The organism is Mycobacteroides franklinii, from assembly GCF_002013895.1.
GTDB lineage: Bacteria > Actinomycetota > Actinomycetes > Mycobacteriales > Mycobacteriaceae > Mycobacterium > Mycobacterium franklinii.
Genome location: NZ_MAFQ01000010.1, coordinates 157,718 through 175,608, shown reverse-complemented (window position 1 = coordinate 175,608; position 17,891 = coordinate 157,718). Strand labels below are relative to the sequence as shown.

16 protein-coding genes and 1 tRNA gene are annotated in these 17,891 nt (G+C 64.2%); 10 read left to right on the top strand and 7 right to left on the bottom strand.

What is annotated here, in order from left to right:
• Nucleotides 1-72: 72 nt before the first annotated feature.
• Both lysX and B4393_RS18320 read right to left on the bottom strand, forming a co-directional pair.
• On the bottom strand, nt 73-3,408 hold the full coding sequence (lysX, locus tag B4393_RS18325; RefSeq protein WP_078335291.1) for a bifunctional lysylphosphatidylglycerol synthetase/lysine--tRNA ligase LysX: 3,336 nt from the start codon (nt 3,406-3,408) through the stop codon (nt 73-75).
• Nucleotides 3,409-3,465: 57 nt separating this feature from the next.
• Nucleotides 3,466-3,825 carry a DUF1844 domain-containing protein gene (locus B4393_RS18320; protein WP_078335290.1) on the bottom strand — a complete coding sequence of 120 codons (360 nt, stop codon included), beginning with the start codon at nt 3,823-3,825 and terminating at the stop codon, nt 3,466-3,468.
• 245 nt (nt 3,826-4,070) lie between these two features.
• Here B4393_RS18320 and infC point away from each other — a divergent pair, with 245 nt between their 5' ends.
• From infC to B4393_RS18290, 6 genes are all read left to right on the top strand, one after another.
• Nucleotides 4,071-4,709 (top strand): translation initiation factor IF-3, encoded by a 639-nt coding sequence (gene infC / locus B4393_RS18315; protein ID WP_070940051.1) that lies wholly within the window; start codon nt 4,071-4,073, stop codon nt 4,707-4,709.
• Between the two features lie 29 nt (nt 4,710-4,738).
• Nucleotides 4,739-4,933 carry a 50S ribosomal protein L35 gene (gene rpmI, locus B4393_RS18310; protein ID WP_070939750.1) on the top strand — a complete coding sequence of 65 codons (195 nt, stop codon included), beginning with the start codon at nt 4,739-4,741 and terminating at the stop codon, nt 4,931-4,933.
• Between the two features lie 52 nt (nt 4,934-4,985).
• Nucleotides 4,986-5,375: a 50S ribosomal protein L20 gene (rplT, locus tag B4393_RS18305; protein ID WP_005058700.1), complete on the top strand. Its 390-nt coding sequence runs from the start codon at nt 4,986-4,988 to the stop codon at nt 5,373-5,375.
• Between the two features lie 44 nt (nt 5,376-5,419).
• Nucleotides 5,420-6,172, top strand: coding sequence for a TrmH family RNA methyltransferase (locus B4393_RS18300; protein WP_078335391.1), 753 nt, complete (start codon nt 5,420-5,422; stop codon nt 6,170-6,172).
• A gap of 66 nt (nt 6,173-6,238) precedes the next feature.
• A complete protein-coding gene (locus B4393_RS18295) occupies nt 6,239-7,195 on the top strand; it encodes an oxidoreductase (RefSeq protein ID WP_078335288.1) in 957 nt (318 codons plus the stop codon).
• 69 nt (nt 7,196-7,264) lie between these two features.
• Nucleotides 7,265-7,335: transfer RNA gene (locus B4393_RS18290), tRNA-Cys, on the top strand.
• 315 nt (nt 7,336-7,650) lie between these two features.
• Here the strand turns inward: B4393_RS18290 and B4393_RS18280 are convergent.
• Together B4393_RS18280 and B4393_RS18275 are read right to left on the bottom strand one after the other, a co-directional pair.
• Complete coding sequence (locus B4393_RS18280) at nt 7,651-8,205, bottom strand: hypothetical protein (protein ID WP_078335287.1); 555 nt, start codon at nt 8,203-8,205, stop codon at nt 7,651-7,653.
• 13 nt (nt 8,206-8,218) lie between these two features.
• Nucleotides 8,219-8,821 carry an MspA family porin gene (locus B4393_RS18275; protein WP_078335390.1) on the bottom strand — a complete coding sequence of 201 codons (603 nt, stop codon included), beginning with the start codon at nt 8,819-8,821 and terminating at the stop codon, nt 8,219-8,221.
• Nucleotides 8,822-9,964: 1,143 nt separating this feature from the next.
• Between B4393_RS18275 and B4393_RS18265 the strand changes: the two genes are divergently transcribed.
• Both B4393_RS18265 and B4393_RS18260 read left to right on the top strand, forming a co-directional pair.
• Entirely contained in the window at nt 9,965-10,975 is a 1,011-nt protein-coding gene (locus B4393_RS18265) for an adenylate/guanylate cyclase domain-containing protein (RefSeq protein ID WP_078335285.1), read from the top strand.
• Between the two features lie 18 nt (nt 10,976-10,993).
• Nucleotides 10,994-11,764, top strand: a complete 771-nt coding sequence (locus tag B4393_RS18260; RefSeq protein ID WP_109558474.1) for a rhomboid-like protein — start codon at nt 10,994-10,996, stop codon at nt 11,762-11,764.
• On the opposite strand, the gene B4393_RS18255 is transcribed toward B4393_RS18260, so the two are convergent.
• Genes B4393_RS18255 through B4393_RS28405 form a run of 3 tightly spaced genes read right to left on the bottom strand, consistent with a single transcriptional unit; the run spans nt 11,721 to nt 14,177 of the window.
• On the bottom strand, nt 11,721-12,224 hold the full coding sequence (locus B4393_RS18255; RefSeq protein ID WP_078335284.1) for a methylated-DNA--[protein]-cysteine S-methyltransferase: 504 nt from the start codon (nt 12,222-12,224) through the stop codon (nt 11,721-11,723). The two genes, B4393_RS18260 and B4393_RS18255, sit on opposite strands and share 44 nt — an antisense overlap.
• Complete coding sequence (locus B4393_RS18250; RefSeq protein ID WP_078335283.1) at nt 12,221-13,702, bottom strand: Ada metal-binding domain-containing protein; 1,482 nt, start codon at nt 13,700-13,702, stop codon at nt 12,221-12,223. The genes B4393_RS18255 and B4393_RS18250 overlap by 4 nt, the downstream gene beginning before the upstream one ends.
• Before the next feature lie 49 nt (nt 13,703-13,751).
• Nucleotides 13,752-14,177, bottom strand: a complete 426-nt coding sequence (locus B4393_RS28405; protein WP_330359280.1) for a DUF6653 family protein — start codon at nt 14,175-14,177, stop codon at nt 13,752-13,754.
• A gap of 83 nt (nt 14,178-14,260) precedes the next feature.
• Between B4393_RS28405 and pheS the strand changes: the two genes are divergently transcribed.
• Together pheS and pheT are read left to right on the top strand one after the other, a co-directional pair.
• Entirely contained in the window at nt 14,261-15,316 is a 1,056-nt protein-coding gene (gene pheS / locus B4393_RS18240) for a phenylalanine--tRNA ligase subunit alpha (RefSeq protein ID WP_109558475.1), read from the top strand.
• Nucleotides 15,316-17,790 (top strand): phenylalanine--tRNA ligase subunit beta, encoded by a 2,475-nt coding sequence (gene pheT, locus B4393_RS18235; protein WP_078335281.1) that lies wholly within the window; start codon nt 15,316-15,318, stop codon nt 17,788-17,790. Before pheS ends, pheT begins: the two co-directional genes overlap by 1 nt.
• Nucleotides 17,791-17,891: the final 101 nt, after the last annotated feature.

Sequence of the window (17,891 nt, the reverse complement as noted above, 5' to 3'; positions counted from 1 at the left end):
ATTGTCTGTCAGCTGTCCGACGAGTCCGGGTACGGAACGCCAACAATTCCAGACTACTCAGTGCCGGCCCGGCTACCGGGGTTTGGCCAACGGGAACGGCAACGTCTCGCGGATACTGCGCCCGGTGATCAGCATGACCACCCGGTCGACACCCATTCCCATACCGCCGGTCGGCGCCATCGCGTACTCCATAGCGCGCAGGAAGTCCTCGTCGAGTTCCATCGCCTCGGCGTCTCCGCCCGCAGCCAGCAGTGATTGCTCATACAGGCGCCGACGCTGCTCTACCGGATCGGTCAACTCGGTATATGCGGTGCCGAGTTCGACACCCCAAGCCACCAAATCCCACCGCTCGGCGAGCCCGGCGATGCTTCGGTGCGGGCGAGTGAGCGGGGAGACCGAGACTGGAAAGTCGCTATAGAACGTGGGTGTGGTGGTGTGCTTCTCGACAAGCCGTTCATAGAGCTCCAGGACCAGGTGCCCGGCATCCCACCGCGGATTGAACTGCACCTCGACGGACTGGCAGAACTGTTGCAGCGTCGGCACCTCCGTGGTCGCATCGACCTGTTCACCCAGTGCCCGCGAGACCGCCTCGTGCACCGGGATGATCGGCCATTCGCCACTGATATCGACCGGCGCCAGTTTCCCGTCATCTCCGCCGGGTCGCAGGACTATCTCGCTGCCGTGCGCAGCTTTCGCGGCGTTCTGGATGAGTAATTGGGTTGTCTTGGCCCAGGTCAAATAATCGGCGTGCGCCTGATAGGCCTCCAACAGCGTGAATTCGGGATTGTGACTGAAATCCACACCCTCATTGCGGAAGGCCCGGCCCAGTTCGAAGACCCGTTCCACGCCACCGACGCAGAGCCGCTTGAGATAGAGCTCCGGGGCGATACGCAGATACAGGTCCATGTTGTATGCGTTGATATGCGTCAGGAAGGGACGTGCGTTCGCTCCGCCGTGCACCTGCTGCAGGATCGGTGTCTCCACCTCGAGGAACCCTTGGGACAACAGGGTATGGCGCAGCGATGTGATGATCGCGCTGCGTGCGGTGATCTGCTCGCGGGCCTCGGGGTTGATCGCCAAATCGAGGTATCGCGCGCGCACCCTGGCCTCGGGATCGGTAAGGCCCTTGCGCTTGTCCGGGAGCGGGTGCAAGCACTTGCCGATGATTCTCCACGAGCGCACCAGCACCGATCGAGTGCCGTTGTGTGATTGACCCATAGCGCCGGTGGCCTCGATCAGGTCGCCCAGGTCGACGGCCGCGGTGAAATCTTCATGCAGGCCCGGATCGTCGATGAGCAACTGCACCTCATCCGACCAGTCGCGCAACTGCGCGAACAACACGCCACCGTAGTCACGGATGCGCAGCAAGCGGCCGCTGATGACCACCAGACTCCCGTCGGCCGCGGCCAGCGCCTCGGCGACGGTGTGGGACGGCGGAGACCCCACCGGATAGGCGTCTATTCCCTTGTCTTGCAAGGCCGCCAGCTTGCCAAGACGAACCTTGACCTGCTCGGGCACGCGCTGCGGAGATGTCGCCTGTGGCAGCAGGTCCGGGGTGCTGCCGTCATGATGCAACAAGCCGGTGGCCACGATGGCCTGAGGAACCGCGCTGTACTGACCTGTGTGGCGCGGCTTGTCGCGGTTCCCGAAGGGCAGCACCAGGAAGCCCTCCGCGATCACCGAGGCGATGCCGATCCGGGGAATCAGCCGGGCATCCTCGTAGCAGGCGAACCGCGGCACCCATTCCGGCTGGTACTTCACGTTCGAGCGGTACAGCTGCTCGAACTGCCAGAATCGGGACGCGAACATCAACACCGAGCGCCACAGCCGCAGGACCGGACCCGCGCCGATCCGGGACCCATCGGCGTAGACCGAGCGGAACATCACAAAGTTCAAGGAGACCCGGGTGATTCCCATGCCCTCCGCCTGGGTGAGCAGCTCGGTAACCATGAATTCGATTGTGCCGTTGGGTGATTGACGCGAACGGCGCATAAGTTCCAGGGATACCCCGTTGGTTCCCCAGGGCACGAGCGACAGCATGGCGACCGGGTTGCCACTGGGGTCCACTGCCTCTACCAGCAAGCAGTCGCCGTCGGTGGAGTCACCTAATCGCCCCAGCGCCATCGAGAATCCGCGTTCGGTGTTTCCATCACGCCACAGGTCGGCATTGACAATGATCTGTTTAGCCTCTGCCGCACTCAGTTCGCGATGACGACGGATACGCACCGTGAGCCCCGATCGCCGGGCACGGTTGACCGCCTGCCGGACCGCCGCCATATGCGGGCCCGATATCGAGAAGGATCGGGGGTACAGGATGGCCTCGTCGCCGAGTTCCAGTGCGTTGAGGCCATGTTCGCGATAGGCGAGCGCGCCTTCGGCGCTGGCTCCCATCACCGCGGGAGCCCAGCCGTAGGCGTCGCATACCTGCAACCATGCGGCAATGGCTTGGCCCCAGGCCGATTTGTCCCCGATCGGATCGGCGCTGACCAGGCAGACGCCAACCTCCACTCGATATGTCACGGCCGCACGACCGTTGGGCGCGAAAATGACCGCCTTATCGCGGCGAGTCGCGAAGTACCCCAGAGAATCGTCCTGACCATAACGCTCCAGCAACCCGCGGATGAGTGACTCGTCATCACCGGTCAGCGCGTTGACCGCGCGCTGGGAGCGGAACAGCACGATGGCCGCGGTGATCAGCGCCAGCGCGCCGAACAGACCAAAAAGCCAGTTCAGGAAGTGCGGCGGGAGGCCGTCGAAATCACGATGTGAAGCGATCGAGAAGCCTGCAACACGGTTGAGCGCCCACCAGAAGCGATCGCCGGGGACCAGGGTGCGTGGAAAGAGCTCCAGCAGGCCCCACGCGACGAGCGTTCCCGCTGCCATACCGGCGATCAGCACCAGCGCGGCCTTGACGGTCGCGCCTCGCCGGACCTTCGCGTAGAACTCCTTGCGCGCCAGCAGCAGCAGCAGGATGAACGCGCCATGCACGACGAGACCGATCAGCTCGGTGGAGTCGCGGTGCTCGATGAAACCGCCGACATTGAGTGCCGACCGCCCCACCAAATCGATCAGCAGCACCCACCACGCGATGCTCTTGCGCACTGCGAGTGCGGCGGCCAGCAACGAAAGCACGAATGCCCAGGACAGGCTGCCGTCGGGCCAGCCGAACAGGTACTCATCGACGAATTCCCGCGGCAGCCTCGTCACCATCCGAATGAATGGCGAGATGCTCGAGAGGAAGTTCAGGATCGCCTGGATGCCGACGAACCAGCCGAAGAACGCCGGAACCCAGCGCCACAACGAGGTTATGGGCGGTCGCGCTGCTGGGCGTGCGCCGATTCCCGGGAGCGCCGTGACAGCGGGATGGTCCGGGGCGGGTGGTTCAACTGCCGGTTTGGTGGATGTCACCTTGCGAGAATAAGTGGCACGCCTTGGCATTCCCTGCGAGTTTGGGTTCCCGGCGTTTTATCGCAGGTACTTTTCGCCGGGACCCTGCCCGGGTTCGTCCGGGACGGCGCTGGCCTCACGAAATGCCTTCTGCAGGCTCTGCAATCCGTCGCGAATGGGTGCCGCGTGCGGACCTAGGTACTCCACCGAGGCGGCCACCAAGCCGGCGAGTGCGGTGATCAACCGGCGCGCCTCATCCAGGTCGCGGTGCGGACTTTCGTCCGGATCGGGGGAGGACAGCCCCAATTTCTCGGCACTGGAACTCATCAGCATCACAATGGCCTTGGTAATTACTTCGATGGCCGGGATGTCGGCGAGCTCGCGGACACTGTCGGCCGGGGCCTCGTCGTACTGATCATTGTCAAGGTCATCGGTCACGGCTGCTAGACTGTCATGCACGACCGTTCCCGGCTCCGTCGGGGACATCAAGTGGAGTCCCGCTCCCACCGCTGGCCACAAGGTACAGCGGTCCGGTCCAGCCACCTTTGGGTGGGTGTTCTGCGCTATGCAGAATGGCGTGTTTTCGTCATGACCGGTCGGCTTCGGGCCCTGCTATACGCAGGGCTTTCTTGCTGATGGGCGCCGCTTTTGTCCCCGTCGAACCGAGCTTCGGTTACGACAGTATGAGGACGAGCCAGGGAGGCCACATCAGCACTGAGACCCGCATCAACGAACGTATCCGCGTACCCGAAGTCCGCCTGATCGGCCCGAAAGGCGAGCAGGTCGGCATCGTGCGGATCGAAGATGCGCTTCGCGTCGCCGCAGACGCCGATCTCGACCTTGTCGAGGTAGCCCCAGACGCCAGGCCCCCGGTCTGCAAGATCATGGACTACGGCAAGTTCAAGTACGAGACGGCTCTGAAGGAGCGCGAGTCTCGCAAGAACCAGCAGCAGACCGTTGTCAAGGAGCAAAAGCTTCGGCCGAAGATCGACGATCACGACTACGAAACCAAGAAGGGCCATGTGGTCCGATTCTTGGAAGCCGGATCCAAGGTCAAGGTCACGATCATGTTCCGCGGACGCGAGCAGTCACGGCCCGAGCTGGGCTACCGGCTGCTGCAGCGGCTCGGCGCAGACGTGGCCGAGTACGGCTTCGTGGAAACCTCCGCGAAGCAGGACGGCCGCAATATGACGATGGTGCTGGCGCCGCACCGGGGCGCTAAGACCCGGGCCAAGGCGGCCCAGCAGGCGGAGGCTCCTGCGGGACCGGCCCCAGCCCAGGCGGCAGCGCCCGCCGAGCAAGCGCCCACCGAACAGACCTAGTACGGAAAACGAAGGACAGGGACACCAAGATGCCTAAGGCCAAGACCCACAGCGGTGCGTCGAAGCGCTTCCGCACCACCGGCAGCGGAAAGATCGTGCGCCAGAAGGCGAACCGTCGCCACCTGCTGGAGCACAAGCCCACCAGCCGCACCCGCCGTCTCGACGGCCGCGTCGTGGTAGCGGAGAACGACGCCAAGCGCGTCAAGAAAATGCTGGCCGGCTAGCCGCCGACACCACGACCACCCCAACACTGCATCACTAGAAGGAACGAATTTTATGGCACGCGTGAAAAGGGCCGTCAACGCCCAGAAGAAGCGCCGGACAATCCTGAAGGCCTCCAAGGGCTACCGCGGCCAGCGGTCGCGCCTGTACCGCAAGGCCAAGGAGCAGCAGCTCCACTCGCTCACCTACGCCTACCGGGACCGTCGCGCCCGCAAGGGTGAGTTCCGCAAGCTGTGGATCGCGCGTATCAACGCCGCAGCTCGCGCCAACGACATCACCTACAACCGCTTCATCCAGGGCCTGAAGATCGCGGGCGTCGAGGTTGACCGCAAGAACCTTGCCGAGCTGGCCGTCAGCGATGCCGCTGCGTTCACCGCGCTGGTTGAGGTCGCCAAGGCTGCTCTGCCTGAGGACGTCAATGCTCCGGCCGGGGAAGCCGCCTGAGCGTTCTGCCTGGCTCAATGGCACTGACTGAGCGATCACAAACCGTGATCGACGCGGTCAAACTGCACCGGCCCGCCGCCCGTCGGCGGGCCGGTCTTTTTCTCGCCGAAGGCCCCAATCTGGTCGAGGCCGCCCTGCGATCCGGGGCGGTCGAAAACGTCTTCGCGACCGAGACTGCGCTGGAACGATTCGCCGATCTGTTGGCCGATGCTCCCGTGCGCCTGGTGACCGAACGGGCCGCGAAAGCGTTGTCGGACACCGTCACTCCGGTCGGCCTGGTGGCCCAATGCCGTTCCGTCGCGGCCACCTGGACCCAAATAGTCGCCGACTCGCCTCGATTTATCGTTGTTGCCGTTGATATTTCGGAACCAGGTAACGCGGGCACCCTCATCCGGGTTGCCGATGCGATGGGTGCCGATGCCGTCGTACTGGCCGGCAATAGCGTCGATCCGTTCAACGGCAAAAGCCTGCGCGCCTCGGCGGGAAGCATTTTCAATATTCCGGTGGTATCCGAGGGGGATATCGCGGCGATCGCCGGTGACCTCGCGGCGCTGGGTGCAGCGGTACTGGCCACCACACTCGACGGTGACCTCTCACTCGACGAGGCAGACTCGATCCTTGCCGGACCCTGCGCCTGGATCTTCGGAAACGAGGCGCACGGGCTCGACGATGCGACCGCCGCCCTGGCGACGCATCGGATCAGTATCCCGATGCGCGGGGGAGCGGAGAGCCTGAACCTGGCCAGCGCCGCCTCGATTTGCCTATACGCCACGGCGCGGATGCATCACCGTCAATAGCCTCCAGTACTATCCGACAAAACCGTAACAACGAGTACTAGTAACTTCCACGGATTGAGGAACCTCATGCCCGCACCCCTGCAGATCAGGCATTTTCGCGAGTCGGACGTTCCCGACCAGACCGGCAAGACGCACGTCATCACCGGTGCGAACAACGGCCTCGGTCTAGTCGCCGCGGAGGCACTTGCCCGGGCCGGCGCCCGCGTGGTGCTTGCCTGCCGCAACCAGCAGACAGGCCGTGCGGCGCTGGACAAGGTGCGCGCACTGGGCCCGAACGCTGACCATGCGCTCGTCGAGCTGGACCTCACCAGCCTTGCGTCGGTGCGGTCCGCTGCGGACGCCATTCGTACCCAGGCGCCCACCATCGACGTGCTGCTGAACAACGCGGGGGTCATGGCGATCCCGTTGCAGCGCACTGCCGAGGGGTTTGAGATGCAGATCGGCGTGAACCACCTCGGTCACTTCGTGCTAACCGACGCGCTGCTGCCTTCACTGCTGGCCGCCAACGCGCCACGGGTGATCTCGCTGGGTAGCGTCGCGCACGCGCAGGGACGCAACAACCTGAAGGTCGATGACCTGAACTTCACTCAGCGCCGGTACAACCGCATGACCGCGTATCGCGCCTCGAAGCTGGCATGCATGCTGTTCGGCTCGGAACTGGCCCGTAAGTCCGCTGCCGCCGGATCCTCGCTGCTGTCAGTGAACGTGCACCCCGGAGTGGCCGCCACCAACCTGTTCGACTCCATGATCCCGAAGATCCCCGGGCTGCATAAGGCCTTCTACTTCGGCATGGGCCTGGTCCTCCAGGACGAGCGTCAGGGCGCCGAGGCCGAGCTGTACGCAGCATCGATGCCCGATGTTCAGCCCGACGACTACCTCGGCCCCACACAGCTGACAGGTGCCCGCGGACCGGTGGCACGCGCGCCCCGGAACAACGAAGCACGTGACCCCAAGCTGGCGGCACAGCTGTGGGAGAAGTCGGTGGAACTCACCGGCGCGGATTACTCCCGCCTCACCGGCTAGGCACCCTGGGATCACTCTGAGTCCAACACTCGTGTCGCGCACCGTACTTCGGCATTATCGGTGCTCGACGCGGGTGTGGCTGAGAGGCTAGGCACCGGCCTGCAAAGCCGTTCACACGGGTTCGAGTCCCGTCACTCGCTCTATTTTGCCGTCGTCGGTTCGAAGCCGCGGGTTATCGGCGGGGCCCAGGAGTCACTTGGCCCCGCCCAACTCCGGGTTGTTCGCGATCCCGCCCTCCGTTTTCGCCATCGCGTCTGCGGCGGTGCTGATGATCGATCCGAGTTTCGTCGCGGCTGCCAGAAATGCGTCCGCCTTTGTCTGCCAAGCTTTTTGTTCTCGACAGATTCATCCCCGCCCCTCGTTCTTGGCCTGAAGCTATCAGCGAGCGATCGACTGGGCGTACAAGAAAACGGGATCACCCCGTGGTGGAGTGATCCCGTTTTCTTGAATCAGGCCTAACCGCCGGCCGGAGCCTCCGCAGGCTTCGGTGGCTGACCGTCCGGTGATTCCAGCACCGGCGGCGTGGGTGCACCCGGCATCACCGTCGGAGCGGTGGCCTCGATCGCGGCGACGCTCTGCGGCGCCTGACCATGCGCATCCTCCAGTGCGGGACTCTCGTTACCCGCACCGAACTGCACGCCAGTGGTGCTGGCTGGGGCAGCGGGAGTGGCGCCGCCCTGGATGCCATACCGGGTACTCGACGAAGTCAGCACGTTGGCCGGATGGGCACTGTTACCCAACTTGCTGCCCGGGAGACCGGCGGCACCCGCCGCCGGGTCGGCGTTCGCCGCGATCTTTACCCCGCGGGCGTCGACCGTGGCCGGCGCCACCGCCGGGAAGTTGTTGTAGATGTACGTGTAGCTACCCGGAGTGGCTGGCAGTGGCGCAGGCACGCCGGGCACGAACGGAATACCCGGCGGGTCGGCGGCTGCCGTGGGGGCGGCGAATCCTGCCAAAGCGAGAGCTCCGGCCACACCGGCCGCAGTGGCGGCGATCTTTCTCTTCGGCATAGAGATCTCCTCCTTAAATCTTCATCGGGTCGCCGTAGATGGCGAACTCAGTATGCGCGGAAGCGGTCGAGATTCGCAGATAGACATACGAGCGGATGGTGACATCTCCACCGCAAGCATCCGCCTTGATGTGCAGATTGTCTACGTCCAGCATGGCCTTTCCGCTATCGCTGAGCGCCATGTTGGCCAGCGGCAGGTCCGTGATCACTCCGGGCTGCAGAATGGTCTGCACGAAACCGGCGAGACCACCGGAACCTCCGACGCTCGGTCCACCGCTGTAACCCACCGACCCGGCAAGACCACCGGTACCACCGATCTGCAGACCGCTGGAGACGTCCGTCTGGCAGCCCAGTTGGTAGCCTGCGATGAAAAGGCTGTCGGTGATCGGGGCCGATCCGCCGGTGGCGATCGCTGTCGCGTCGAAGGTCACGAACGCCTCGCGTGAGTTGGAGGCCTCTGCCAGGTTGGGCACCGAGTTGATGGTCTCGTGGTCGATCCGGATCACCAGAGTCCAGCCGTCTCGAGTCACCTTCGTATATGTCTGAGGTGCCATCGTGACGGGATCGGCGTTCGCCGGTGCCGTTGCCAGAGTGCAGATCGCAGTGACCAGCGCCATGACGGCGCCGACGCGCTTACGTACTGCCATGTGGATGCCTCGTTTCCACTTGCGGATGTGAAGAGTGGTGGACCAATACCTGAAGTTTTGGGAGCTGTGCAGCGTCGTCGATTACGTGTCGGTGTGATGAGTCCGTTATGTGAGCTGACGGAAAGATACGCCGACGGAATCGTCGCCGCAGGTCAGTTTTCACAGGTTTTTCACAGAATCCGGCAACTGGGACACGGAAGCTCACTTTCGAGTTTCGTTCAGTGTGAGTTGATGCCGCGTTGCTAGACGTGGCTAATTAACAAAGGTCAGGCTGTCCAAATATGTTCTTATGCTGGGAGAATCACCCGGTGAACAGAGTGTGTCGAACCTCCCACGGCGGAGTTAACCCATAGCCCGAATTGCTGATTTCGTCTGTCAGACGACAGAAATACTCCTTCCGAAAATGTGTCCTACGCCATAGTAAAGGCCTGTAAAAGCTGCGTAAACAGGTGTTACAGGACGTCGCGACCCCCTGATTCGCCCACATCGGGCCAATCAGCGAGACAACAGAGTTGAATAACTCGACCATCCGCGCGAGCGATCTTGGCGGAACCGGCGGCGGTACGTAACACATCGGATGCCCCGCCTCTCCCTGGACGCAGCGGTGGTCTTTGAGGCTTCGACCAGTGGTGCATCAGTCGACAGCTGGCCGCACACCAGCCGCACCGCCTTGCCGAACAACCGAAAGAACACTGCCCGAGCGGGTGTCCACGTCGGGCGCCAAAGAAGGTCGGGGGATTAAGACGTATCGCAGCTTCGGAATCTGGATGTGGAAGATATCGAGCGCCGCGCGGTTGATCTCCCAGTCGTCGTCGCAGACGCGGTCCGCAGATTCGCGAAGTACTTGCACGTCAGCGAATCCGGGCCGGCAGTGTTGGATGTCATCATGGGCCCCCTGTGTGGCGGCTATCACGCACGCTGCGGGCGATCACCAGCGCTCTCAACGGCCACGTCGCTGGTGATGACAACGGTTTGCCAAACGTGTCCGACGCTCCACGCCGCTACTACCAGCGCCAATGGGCGATGAGCAGGACCTAACGTGCCGCGCGCGAACCTGGCGACACTGGCAACCACAAGATTGCCGCCACACACACCAGCACATAGGCTGAGCCCGTGGATGTCGAGCCGTCAGGCCTCGATGCCGAACCGGACGGTGAGTACGACACTGGGATCCGTAAGCGCAGGCGAGGCCGCACCCGTGGACCTGTGCGGCATGACCCCGCCCTGGAGCCAGACGGCGCCGCGAAGACCGAGGATGACATCGAGCCAGTAGAGCCCGCCGCCCGCCACATCGCACGCGCGTCACGTACCGCCGGTAGCTGGTTCCGTAAAATGGATCGCGACCCTGCGGTCGTGGCCGCAGTGCGCCGTGCGCGACGGTCCCTACCGGGCGACCCCTACTTCGGTGACCCGTTGTCCACCAGTGGTTTTGGCGGGGCAAGTGCAGTCGCGCGCGCCGCCGACCGGTTGGTGACCGACAGAGACACCGCGGTCCGCGAGTTCGGGTTCGGCGCATTGCAGATTTGGCAGGCCTTCACCGAGAAGGTCAGCAAGCAGCCGGCCAATCGCGAAGTCACCCTGGTCTTCACCGATCTTGTCGGCTTCTCCGGATGGGCACTTGAAGCCGGTGATGAGGCAACTCTGAAGCTGCTGCGCCGGGTGGCGTCCGTCTCTGAGCCGCCGATGCTCAGCGCCGGGGGACAGGTCGTCAAGCGCATGGGCGATGGCATCATGGCGGTCTTCGATGATCCGGTAACCGCACTGCGTGCGGTCATTCCCGCCCGCGAGGCGTTGAAAAACGTTGAGATCCAGGGATACACGCCGGTGTTGCGGATCGGTATCCACACCGGCATGCCGCAGCGTATCGGGTCGGATTGGCTTGGTGTCGACGTGAACATCGCGGCCCGCGTCATGGAGAGTGCCGCGAAGGGCGGGCTGGCCATTTCGCAGCCCGCGCTGGCGAAGGTGCCGCTGGTATTTCTCGACCACATGGGTCTGACGCCCACGCCGGTGCGACGGCCCTTATTCTCCAGCCGACCCGCCGGGGTGCCGGAGAATATGAAGATGTACCTGCTCGAAACTCGCAGAGAGCTGCCAGCCTCGGGAGATGACGGTCGCATCTAGACGGTGCGATCATGGGTCATGCGGAGAGTGTGGGCCGCGCTAGTCCGGCTGCGCGTGACGATTGGCTATGCGGCGGCCCTGGTCGTGGTCGCCACCGTATTGGTCGCGGAGGGCCCGCGGATGCAAGACAGGGTCATCGCCCATGCGAGCACCAACCTGCACAATCTCCACCAGGGACACCTGGGCACTCTCATCGGCAGCGCGTTCGTGACGGATGCCGGGCCGATCTACCTGTGGCTCCCTGGCCTCGTGAGTATCCTTGCGCTTGCGGAACTGCAATGGCGCAGCGGACGACTGGCGCTGACATTTGTCTTGGGACACATCGGGGCCACGCTCATCGTCAGCTCAGGCCTCGCATTGGCCATCTGGCTTCATTGGGCCCCCGTGTCCATTGCGCGCGCCAGCGATGTCGGAATGAGTTACGGAACCGCGGCCGTCCTTGGAGCGCTTACCTACTCGATCTCGCCGCGGTGGCGGGTGTCCTGGATATGGGGATGGATCACCATTGGGGTCGTCTCCATCGTGTGCAACCAAACCTTCACCGAGGTTGGCCACCTCACGGCGTTATTGCTGGGCATGGTGGTGGGCCACCTGGCCCCCCTTCATACGCCGCGTTGGTCGCCCCTTCGGCTGTCACTCTTGGCTTTTGGTGGTCTTTTTGCGCTGATGTTGTTCTCCGAAGATGGCCAGACGCTTGCCGTCGCTCTGCCCGCCGGCGCCGCGGCAATACTGATCACTCACTGGGTCAGCGAGCGCCGGCGGCCTCATGGTCAAGTAGCCATTGCTTGATCGGGAGGCCGTAGCGAAAGCCACCCAACGCACCTCCGATCCGAAAGACCCGATGGCACGGGACGAACAACGCCGCCGCATTGCGCGCGCAGGCGCTGGCGGCGGCGCGGATGGCGGCGGGACGTCCCGCGCGGATGGCGAACTCGCTGTAGGTGATGGGCGCTTGCGGATCCACCGTCCGCAGCACATCCCAGGCGTGCCGGATGAACTCTCCGGAATGTTGGGCGACCGGGATCGAATCGATGCTGGTCAGATCGCCCGCATGATAGTCAGTGATCGCCTCGGTGACTTTCCCGAGATCACGCTTGCGTGTCAGTGTCAGTGGACGCAATGACGGGTGGATCAACGCACGCAGCAGTTCGGGCGAGTCGGTCCATCCCGATGCTAGAACGGCACCGGCGTCGTCGACGATGGCGGTGAATGGCCCCACCGGAGTGGTGAGAGTCGCATGATCGGTCACGAGATTTCCTTCGGTTTTCGAGTGTGCTGCCGGGATTGTGCGGCGATTCCCTTGCGCCACAGGTGCATGGAGACATAGGACCGCCACGGTGAGCTGGCACGGGCGGCCGCGAGGTCGATACCTTCGGCGGCCGCGCCACGCCGCAACACCAGATCATGCTCAAGCAGGACATCGGGATCGGCCAGTTGGCGCATCACCACGTAGTCCGCGGTCCAGGGCCCAATTCCCTTGATGTCCAGCAGCTGTCGACGCAGATCGGTGGCGGTCATCCCGTGATGCAGTTCCAGCTTTCCGGTCGCAAGTCTGTCGGCCGCCCCGACGATTGCCGCGATCCGCGCCGCAGGGCCGGACATCACCTCTCCGCCTGAGGCGGCAACAGATTCCGCGGTCGGAAACAGGTGGGTCACCCGCCCCGTCGCATCGGTTACTTCCTCGCCGAGGGCGGCCACGAGGGATGCTGTCGCGGTATTGGCTGCAACAACCGAGATCTGTTGACCAATCATGGTGCGCAACAATAGTTCTGCCCCGTCGACGGTGCCGGGAACCCTGATCCCAGGCGCCTCGGCCACGAGTGGAGCCAGCGCGGGGTGAGAGAGCAAGGCGTCGTCGACAGCCGCGGGATCGGCGTCGAGATCAAGGAGATGACGCAGACGTGCGACGGCGGGGGCCAAGTCGCGCATGTCTGTGAGCTGCAGGTCGGTCCGCACCTGATCGGCGGCGACCGTCAAAGTCGCGATGACTGGGCCATGCGGCATCCGCAATGCCCGGGTATAGCGACCTTCGGAAAAATCCTCCACACCACGCGCACAGTGATGCTCGAGGAGCCAGGTTGACCATGCAACGTTATGAGGCTGTCGCAGCGGGAGTTTGAGGCTGACGGCGCCAGGGATTGGCGCCGGCGCAATGCCGCCTCTGCGGGGGAGTTCGGTACGCAACTTCGATGGAGTCGTCGCAAAGACCGCCGCGATTGTGTCGTTGAATTGCCGGATGCTGGAAAACCCTGCTGCAAAGGCGATATCGGACATGGGAAGTTCGGTGCGCTGGATGAGCAGACGTGCGGTGGTGGCTCGATTGGCCCGTGCCAGGGCAAGTGGGCTCGCGCCGAGCTCGGCCAGCAGCACCCTATTGAGCTGGCGACTGGAATACCCGAGGGCGCGTGACAATCCGTCCACACCCTCGCGTTCAACGACACCGTCGCCGATGAGGCGCATCGCGCGGACGGCCAAATCGGACTTGATATTCCACAACGGAGAGCCGGGTGCCGCGTCGGGCAGACACCGCCGACAGGCCCGATATCCCGCGGCCTGCGCGGATGCCGCGGTGGGGTGGAATGAAACGTTCTGAGGTTTCGGCGTGAGCGCCGGGCAGGATGGCCGGCAATAGATCCCGGTGGTGCGCACCGCGGTGAAAAACTGCCCGTCGAATCGTGTGTCGCGGGACTGGACCGCTCGGTAGCAGGCCTCCGCGTCAAGTTCCATGTGTTGAGCATGCCCCTGCCGTTGCGGCAGTGCTAGCGGAAATCGGACGCTATCGTCCGGCTCCGGTAGCCTCCCAGATTCGGGAATACCGGCCCCACGCCAGCAGTGTGATGACCATCGATATCACGGTTCCCGCCATCGCCCCGACCCACGAACGCCGCCACGAGGCAGTAAGTGCCGACATCAGTGCCGCGCTGCCGAGCAGGCTCAACGCGGTGATCGCGGGATCCGACGTGGGTCTGGCCATCCAGATCTCCTCACCGCGAATGGCCCGGGTGGCGAACGAGCTGTCGTCACGCGGCGGCGGCGTCATAATGGGATTGATAGCCAGCCAGACACCGATGGGGATTCCCGAACGCCATCGTCTGGTCCAGACCGGGACGAGCAATAGCGGTGTCGTCGCCCAACGTGACCATGCGCTCACCGGGTGGCAGTGCCTTTCGAAGATCCAGCGGCGTGCTGCTGCGCCATTCACATGTTCGAGATTAGGCGCGTGCTGCGGCGCTGGTCCGGCACGACGGGAAGTGGTTAGCCCGCTTTACCCTATGATCGGCTTCCGTGGCCGATCACACCCAGAATCCTTCGGTGGAGTCTTCAACGGAACCTTTGACTGCTGCCGTTGACGCTGCCCGTGCTGCATTCGACGCGGCCGCCAACCTGGACGACCTCGCGCAGGCGAAGATCGATCATCTGGGGGAGAAGTCGCCACTGGCCCAGGCTCGACAAGCACTGGGGTCACTGCCCAAGGATCAACGGGCCGAGGCCGGAAAACTCGTCAACACCGTTCGCACGCAGGCGCAACAGGCATATGACGACCGGCTGGAAGCCTTGCGTGCCGAACGCGATGCGGCGGTACTCGTCGCGGAACGCGTCGATGTGACGCTGCCCTCGACCCGGCAGCCCCTCGGTGGGCGTCACCCCATCACAATTCTGTCCGAACACATCGCCGACACCTTCATCGCCATGGGGTGGGAGGTGGCCGACGGCCCCGAGGTCGAAACCGAGCATTTCAACTTCGATGCCCTGAATTTTCTCCCGGACCACCCGGCACGCAGCACCCAGGACACCTTTTATATCGCTCCGGAAGACTCTCGGCAGGTGCTGCGCACGCACACCTCGCCGGTTCAGGTCCGGACCCTGCTGGCACGCGAACTGCCCGTCTATGTGATCTCCCTGGGGCGCGCCTTCCGCACCGACGAGATCGATGCGACCCACCTGCCGGCCTTCCATCAGGTCGAAGGACTCGCCGTGGACCGCGGGCTGACCCTGGCCAATCTCAAGGGCACGCTCGACGCCTTCGCCCGGGCGATGTTCGGGGCTCAGGCACACACCCGGATGCGTCCACACTTCTTCCCCTTCACCGAGCCTTCTGCCGAGGTCGATGTCTGGTTCGAGAACAAAAAGGGCGGCGCGGGTTGGGTCGAATGGGGTGGTTGCGGCATGGTGAATCCGAATGTTCTGCGGGCCAGCGGCATTGACCCCGACGAGTACAGCGGTTTCGCGTTCGGCATGGGATTGGAGCGCACTCTGCAGTTCCGCAATGGGCTTCCGGATATGCGCGACATGATCGAGGGCGATGTGCGCTTCAGCCTTCCGTTCGGAGTGAGTGTCTGATGCGTGTTCCTTACAGCTGGCTGATCGAGGTCCTGCGCGTCGGCGCACCGGAGTTCTCCGCCACCGCCGCCGATATCGAAGAAGCCCTGATCCGCATCGGCCACGAGGTCGAAGAGGTGGTGGTTCCGGGCCCGGTGAGTGGACCGCTTGTGGTGGGCCGGGTCGCTCAGATCACCGAACTCACCGAGTTCAAGAAGCCGATCCGCTTCTGCCTCGTGGATGTCGGCGAGGCAGAACCTCGTGAAATCGTTTGTGGCGCATCGAATTTTGCCGTCGACGACCTAGTGGTGGTAGCACTGCCGGGCGTCACCCTGCCCGGCGACTTCACCATCGCGAAGCGAAAGACTTACGGGCACAACTCCGATGGGATGATCTGCTCGACGACAGAATTGGGCCTCGGCGCTGAATCGTCGGGCATCTTGGTGCTGCCGCCGGGTACCGCGGCCCCCGGCGCCGATGCCGCCGATGTTGTCGGGCTGGACGACGCAGTCTTCGATCTGTCCATCACCCCGGATCGCGGATACTGCCTGTCCGTCCGTGGCCTGGCTCGCGATCTGGCCTGCGCCTACGACCTGAACTTCGTCGATCCCGCTGCGGTGCAGCCTCTCCCAGCGGACGGGCCGTCACTGCCCGTGCATATCGACGGCGGTACCGGAGTCAAGCGCTTCGGGCTGCGTCCGGTGATCGGCATTGATCCGGCCGCGGTCTCCCCGTGGTGGCTGCAACGACGCTTGATGCTGTGCGGAATCCGCGCGATCTCGCCAGCTGTGGACGCCACCAACTACGTGATGCTGGAGATCGGGCATCCGATGCACGCGCATGACAAGGCACGTATCCGTGGCGATTTCCGGGTACGGTTCGCGACACCGGGCGAGACCGTGGTCACGCTCGACAACCTGGAGCGCAAGCTAGAGCCCGGCGATGTTCTGATCGCCGACGATGCCGCCGTCACCGCCATCGGTGGTGTGATGGGCGCCGGCAGCACCGAGATGCGCGACGACTCCACCGATGTGCTGCTGGAAGCCGCGGTATGGGACCCGGCCGCGGTGTTGCGCACCCAGCGCCGGCTACACCTGCACAGCGAGGCGGGGCGTCGCTATGAACGCTCCGTAGACCCCGCAATATCCGTTGCCGCACTTGATCGTTGCGCTTCTCTCTTGCGTGACATCGCCGGCGGGACCACACCCGCCGAGCTCACCGACTGGACCGCCGACAGCGAAGTTCGGCCAGAGATCGTCATGGCCGCCGACCTGCCGGCGCGGATCGCCGGAATGGACTACGCCGACGGCGTGGTGGAACGCCGGCTCCGTCAGATCGGTGCCGAGGTTGTCGTCGAAGGTGACGAACTCCGCGTGGCGCCGCCGAGCTGGCGCCCCGACATCGCCGAGGGCGCCGACCTGGTCGAAGAAGTGCTCCGGCTCGAAGGACTGGGTGACATCCCCTCGGTACTGCCCGCGGCGCCGCAGGGCGGCGGTCTCACCCCTAGGCAACGCCGTCGTCGCGCGGTGGGGAAGTCATTGGCGCTCAGCGGTTACACCGAGATCCTGCCAATGCCATTCCTCCCAGCCGGTGTATTCGACACGTGGGGCCTGGATGTCGATGATCCACGTCGCCGGACCACAAAGGTGCTCAACCCGCTGGAGTCTGATCGCCCAGAATTGGCCAGTACCCTGCTGCCCGGCGTGCTGGAAGCGTTGTCCCGCAATATCGCACGTGGAACCACCGATGTCGCCCTCTTCACCATCGGCCAGGTGGTCCGGCCAACGGAGGCCACCCGGGCGATCCCGCTACTCGACCTGAGCGAACGCCCCTCCGAAGCCCAACTCAATGCGCTGCTCGAATCGCTACCGGCACAGCCGGTGCATGTCGCGCTCGTGCTGACCGGAGCTCGCGAGCCCAGTGGGCCCTGGGGACGTGGGCGCGCTGCTGATGTCACCGATGCGTTGGAGGCCGCCCGGATCATCGGACGTGCCGCATACGTCGATCTGACGCTGCGCGCCGGCGACGAATTGCCCTGGCATCCGGGGCGTTGCGCGCAGATTGTGGTCGACAATCAGGTCATCGGCCATGCAGGTGAGCTGCATCCCGCCGTCATCGAACGCCTCGGGTTACCCAAACGCACCTGTGCGCTGGAGCTGAACCTCGACGCGCTTCCTGCCACCAATCCACTGCCGGCGCCAAGGATTTCGCCCTTCCCGGCGGTTCACCAGGATGTCTCACTGGTGGTCACCGACACGGTCCCGGCCGATGCAGTCACCAACGCCCTCCGTGACGGGGCGGGGGAGTTGATTGAGGATGTGCGGCTTGTGGAGGTCTATACCGGACCGCAAGTTGGCGAGGGTAATAAGTCCTTGAACTTCCGGTTGCGCTTCCGGGCAGCGGATCGAACCCTCACCGAAGACGAAGCCACCGCCGCCCGGGTGGCGGCGGTGGCTTCTGCGGCCGAGCGCGTCGGGGCTACCCAACGCGCCTAGCAGGTCTTACTGTCCTCGACGCTGGTCAGCCTGCTCGCGGTGCTGCTCCTGGCGCTGACGATCGGCACGATCCGACATGGAAGGCTCCCTTCTCGTACTCG

Bases quoted from the DNA above. Each gene is read 5' to 3' on its own strand.
- infC (WP_070940051.1), top strand. From the start codon at position 4,071: ATGAGGACGAGCCAGGGAGGCCACATCAGCACTGAGACCCGCATCAAC.
- rpmI (WP_070939750.1), top strand. From the start codon at position 4,739: ATGCCTAAGGCCAAGACCCACAGCGGTGCGTCGAAGCGCTTCCGCACC.
- rplT (WP_005058700.1), top strand. From the start codon at position 4,986: ATGGCACGCGTGAAAAGGGCCGTCAACGCCCAGAAGAAGCGCCGGACA.
- B4393_RS18295 (WP_078335288.1), top strand. From the start codon at position 6,239: ATGCCCGCACCCCTGCAGATCAGGCATTTTCGCGAGTCGGACGTTCCC.
- B4393_RS18280 (WP_078335287.1), bottom strand. From the start codon at position 8,205: ATGCCGAAGAGAAAGATCGCCGCCACTGCGGCCGGTGTGGCCGGAGCT.
- B4393_RS18275 (WP_078335390.1), bottom strand. From the start codon at position 8,821: ATGGCGCTGGTCACTGCGATCTGCACTCTGGCAACGGCACCGGCGAAC.
- B4393_RS18260 (WP_109558474.1), top strand. From the start codon at position 10,994: ATGCGGAGAGTGTGGGCCGCGCTAGTCCGGCTGCGCGTGACGATTGGC.
- B4393_RS18250 (WP_078335283.1), bottom strand. From the start codon at position 13,702: ATGGAACTTGACGCGGAGGCCTGCTACCGAGCGGTCCAGTCCCGCGAC.
- pheT (WP_078335281.1), top strand. From the start codon at position 15,316: ATGCGTGTTCCTTACAGCTGGCTGATCGAGGTCCTGCGCGTCGGCGCA.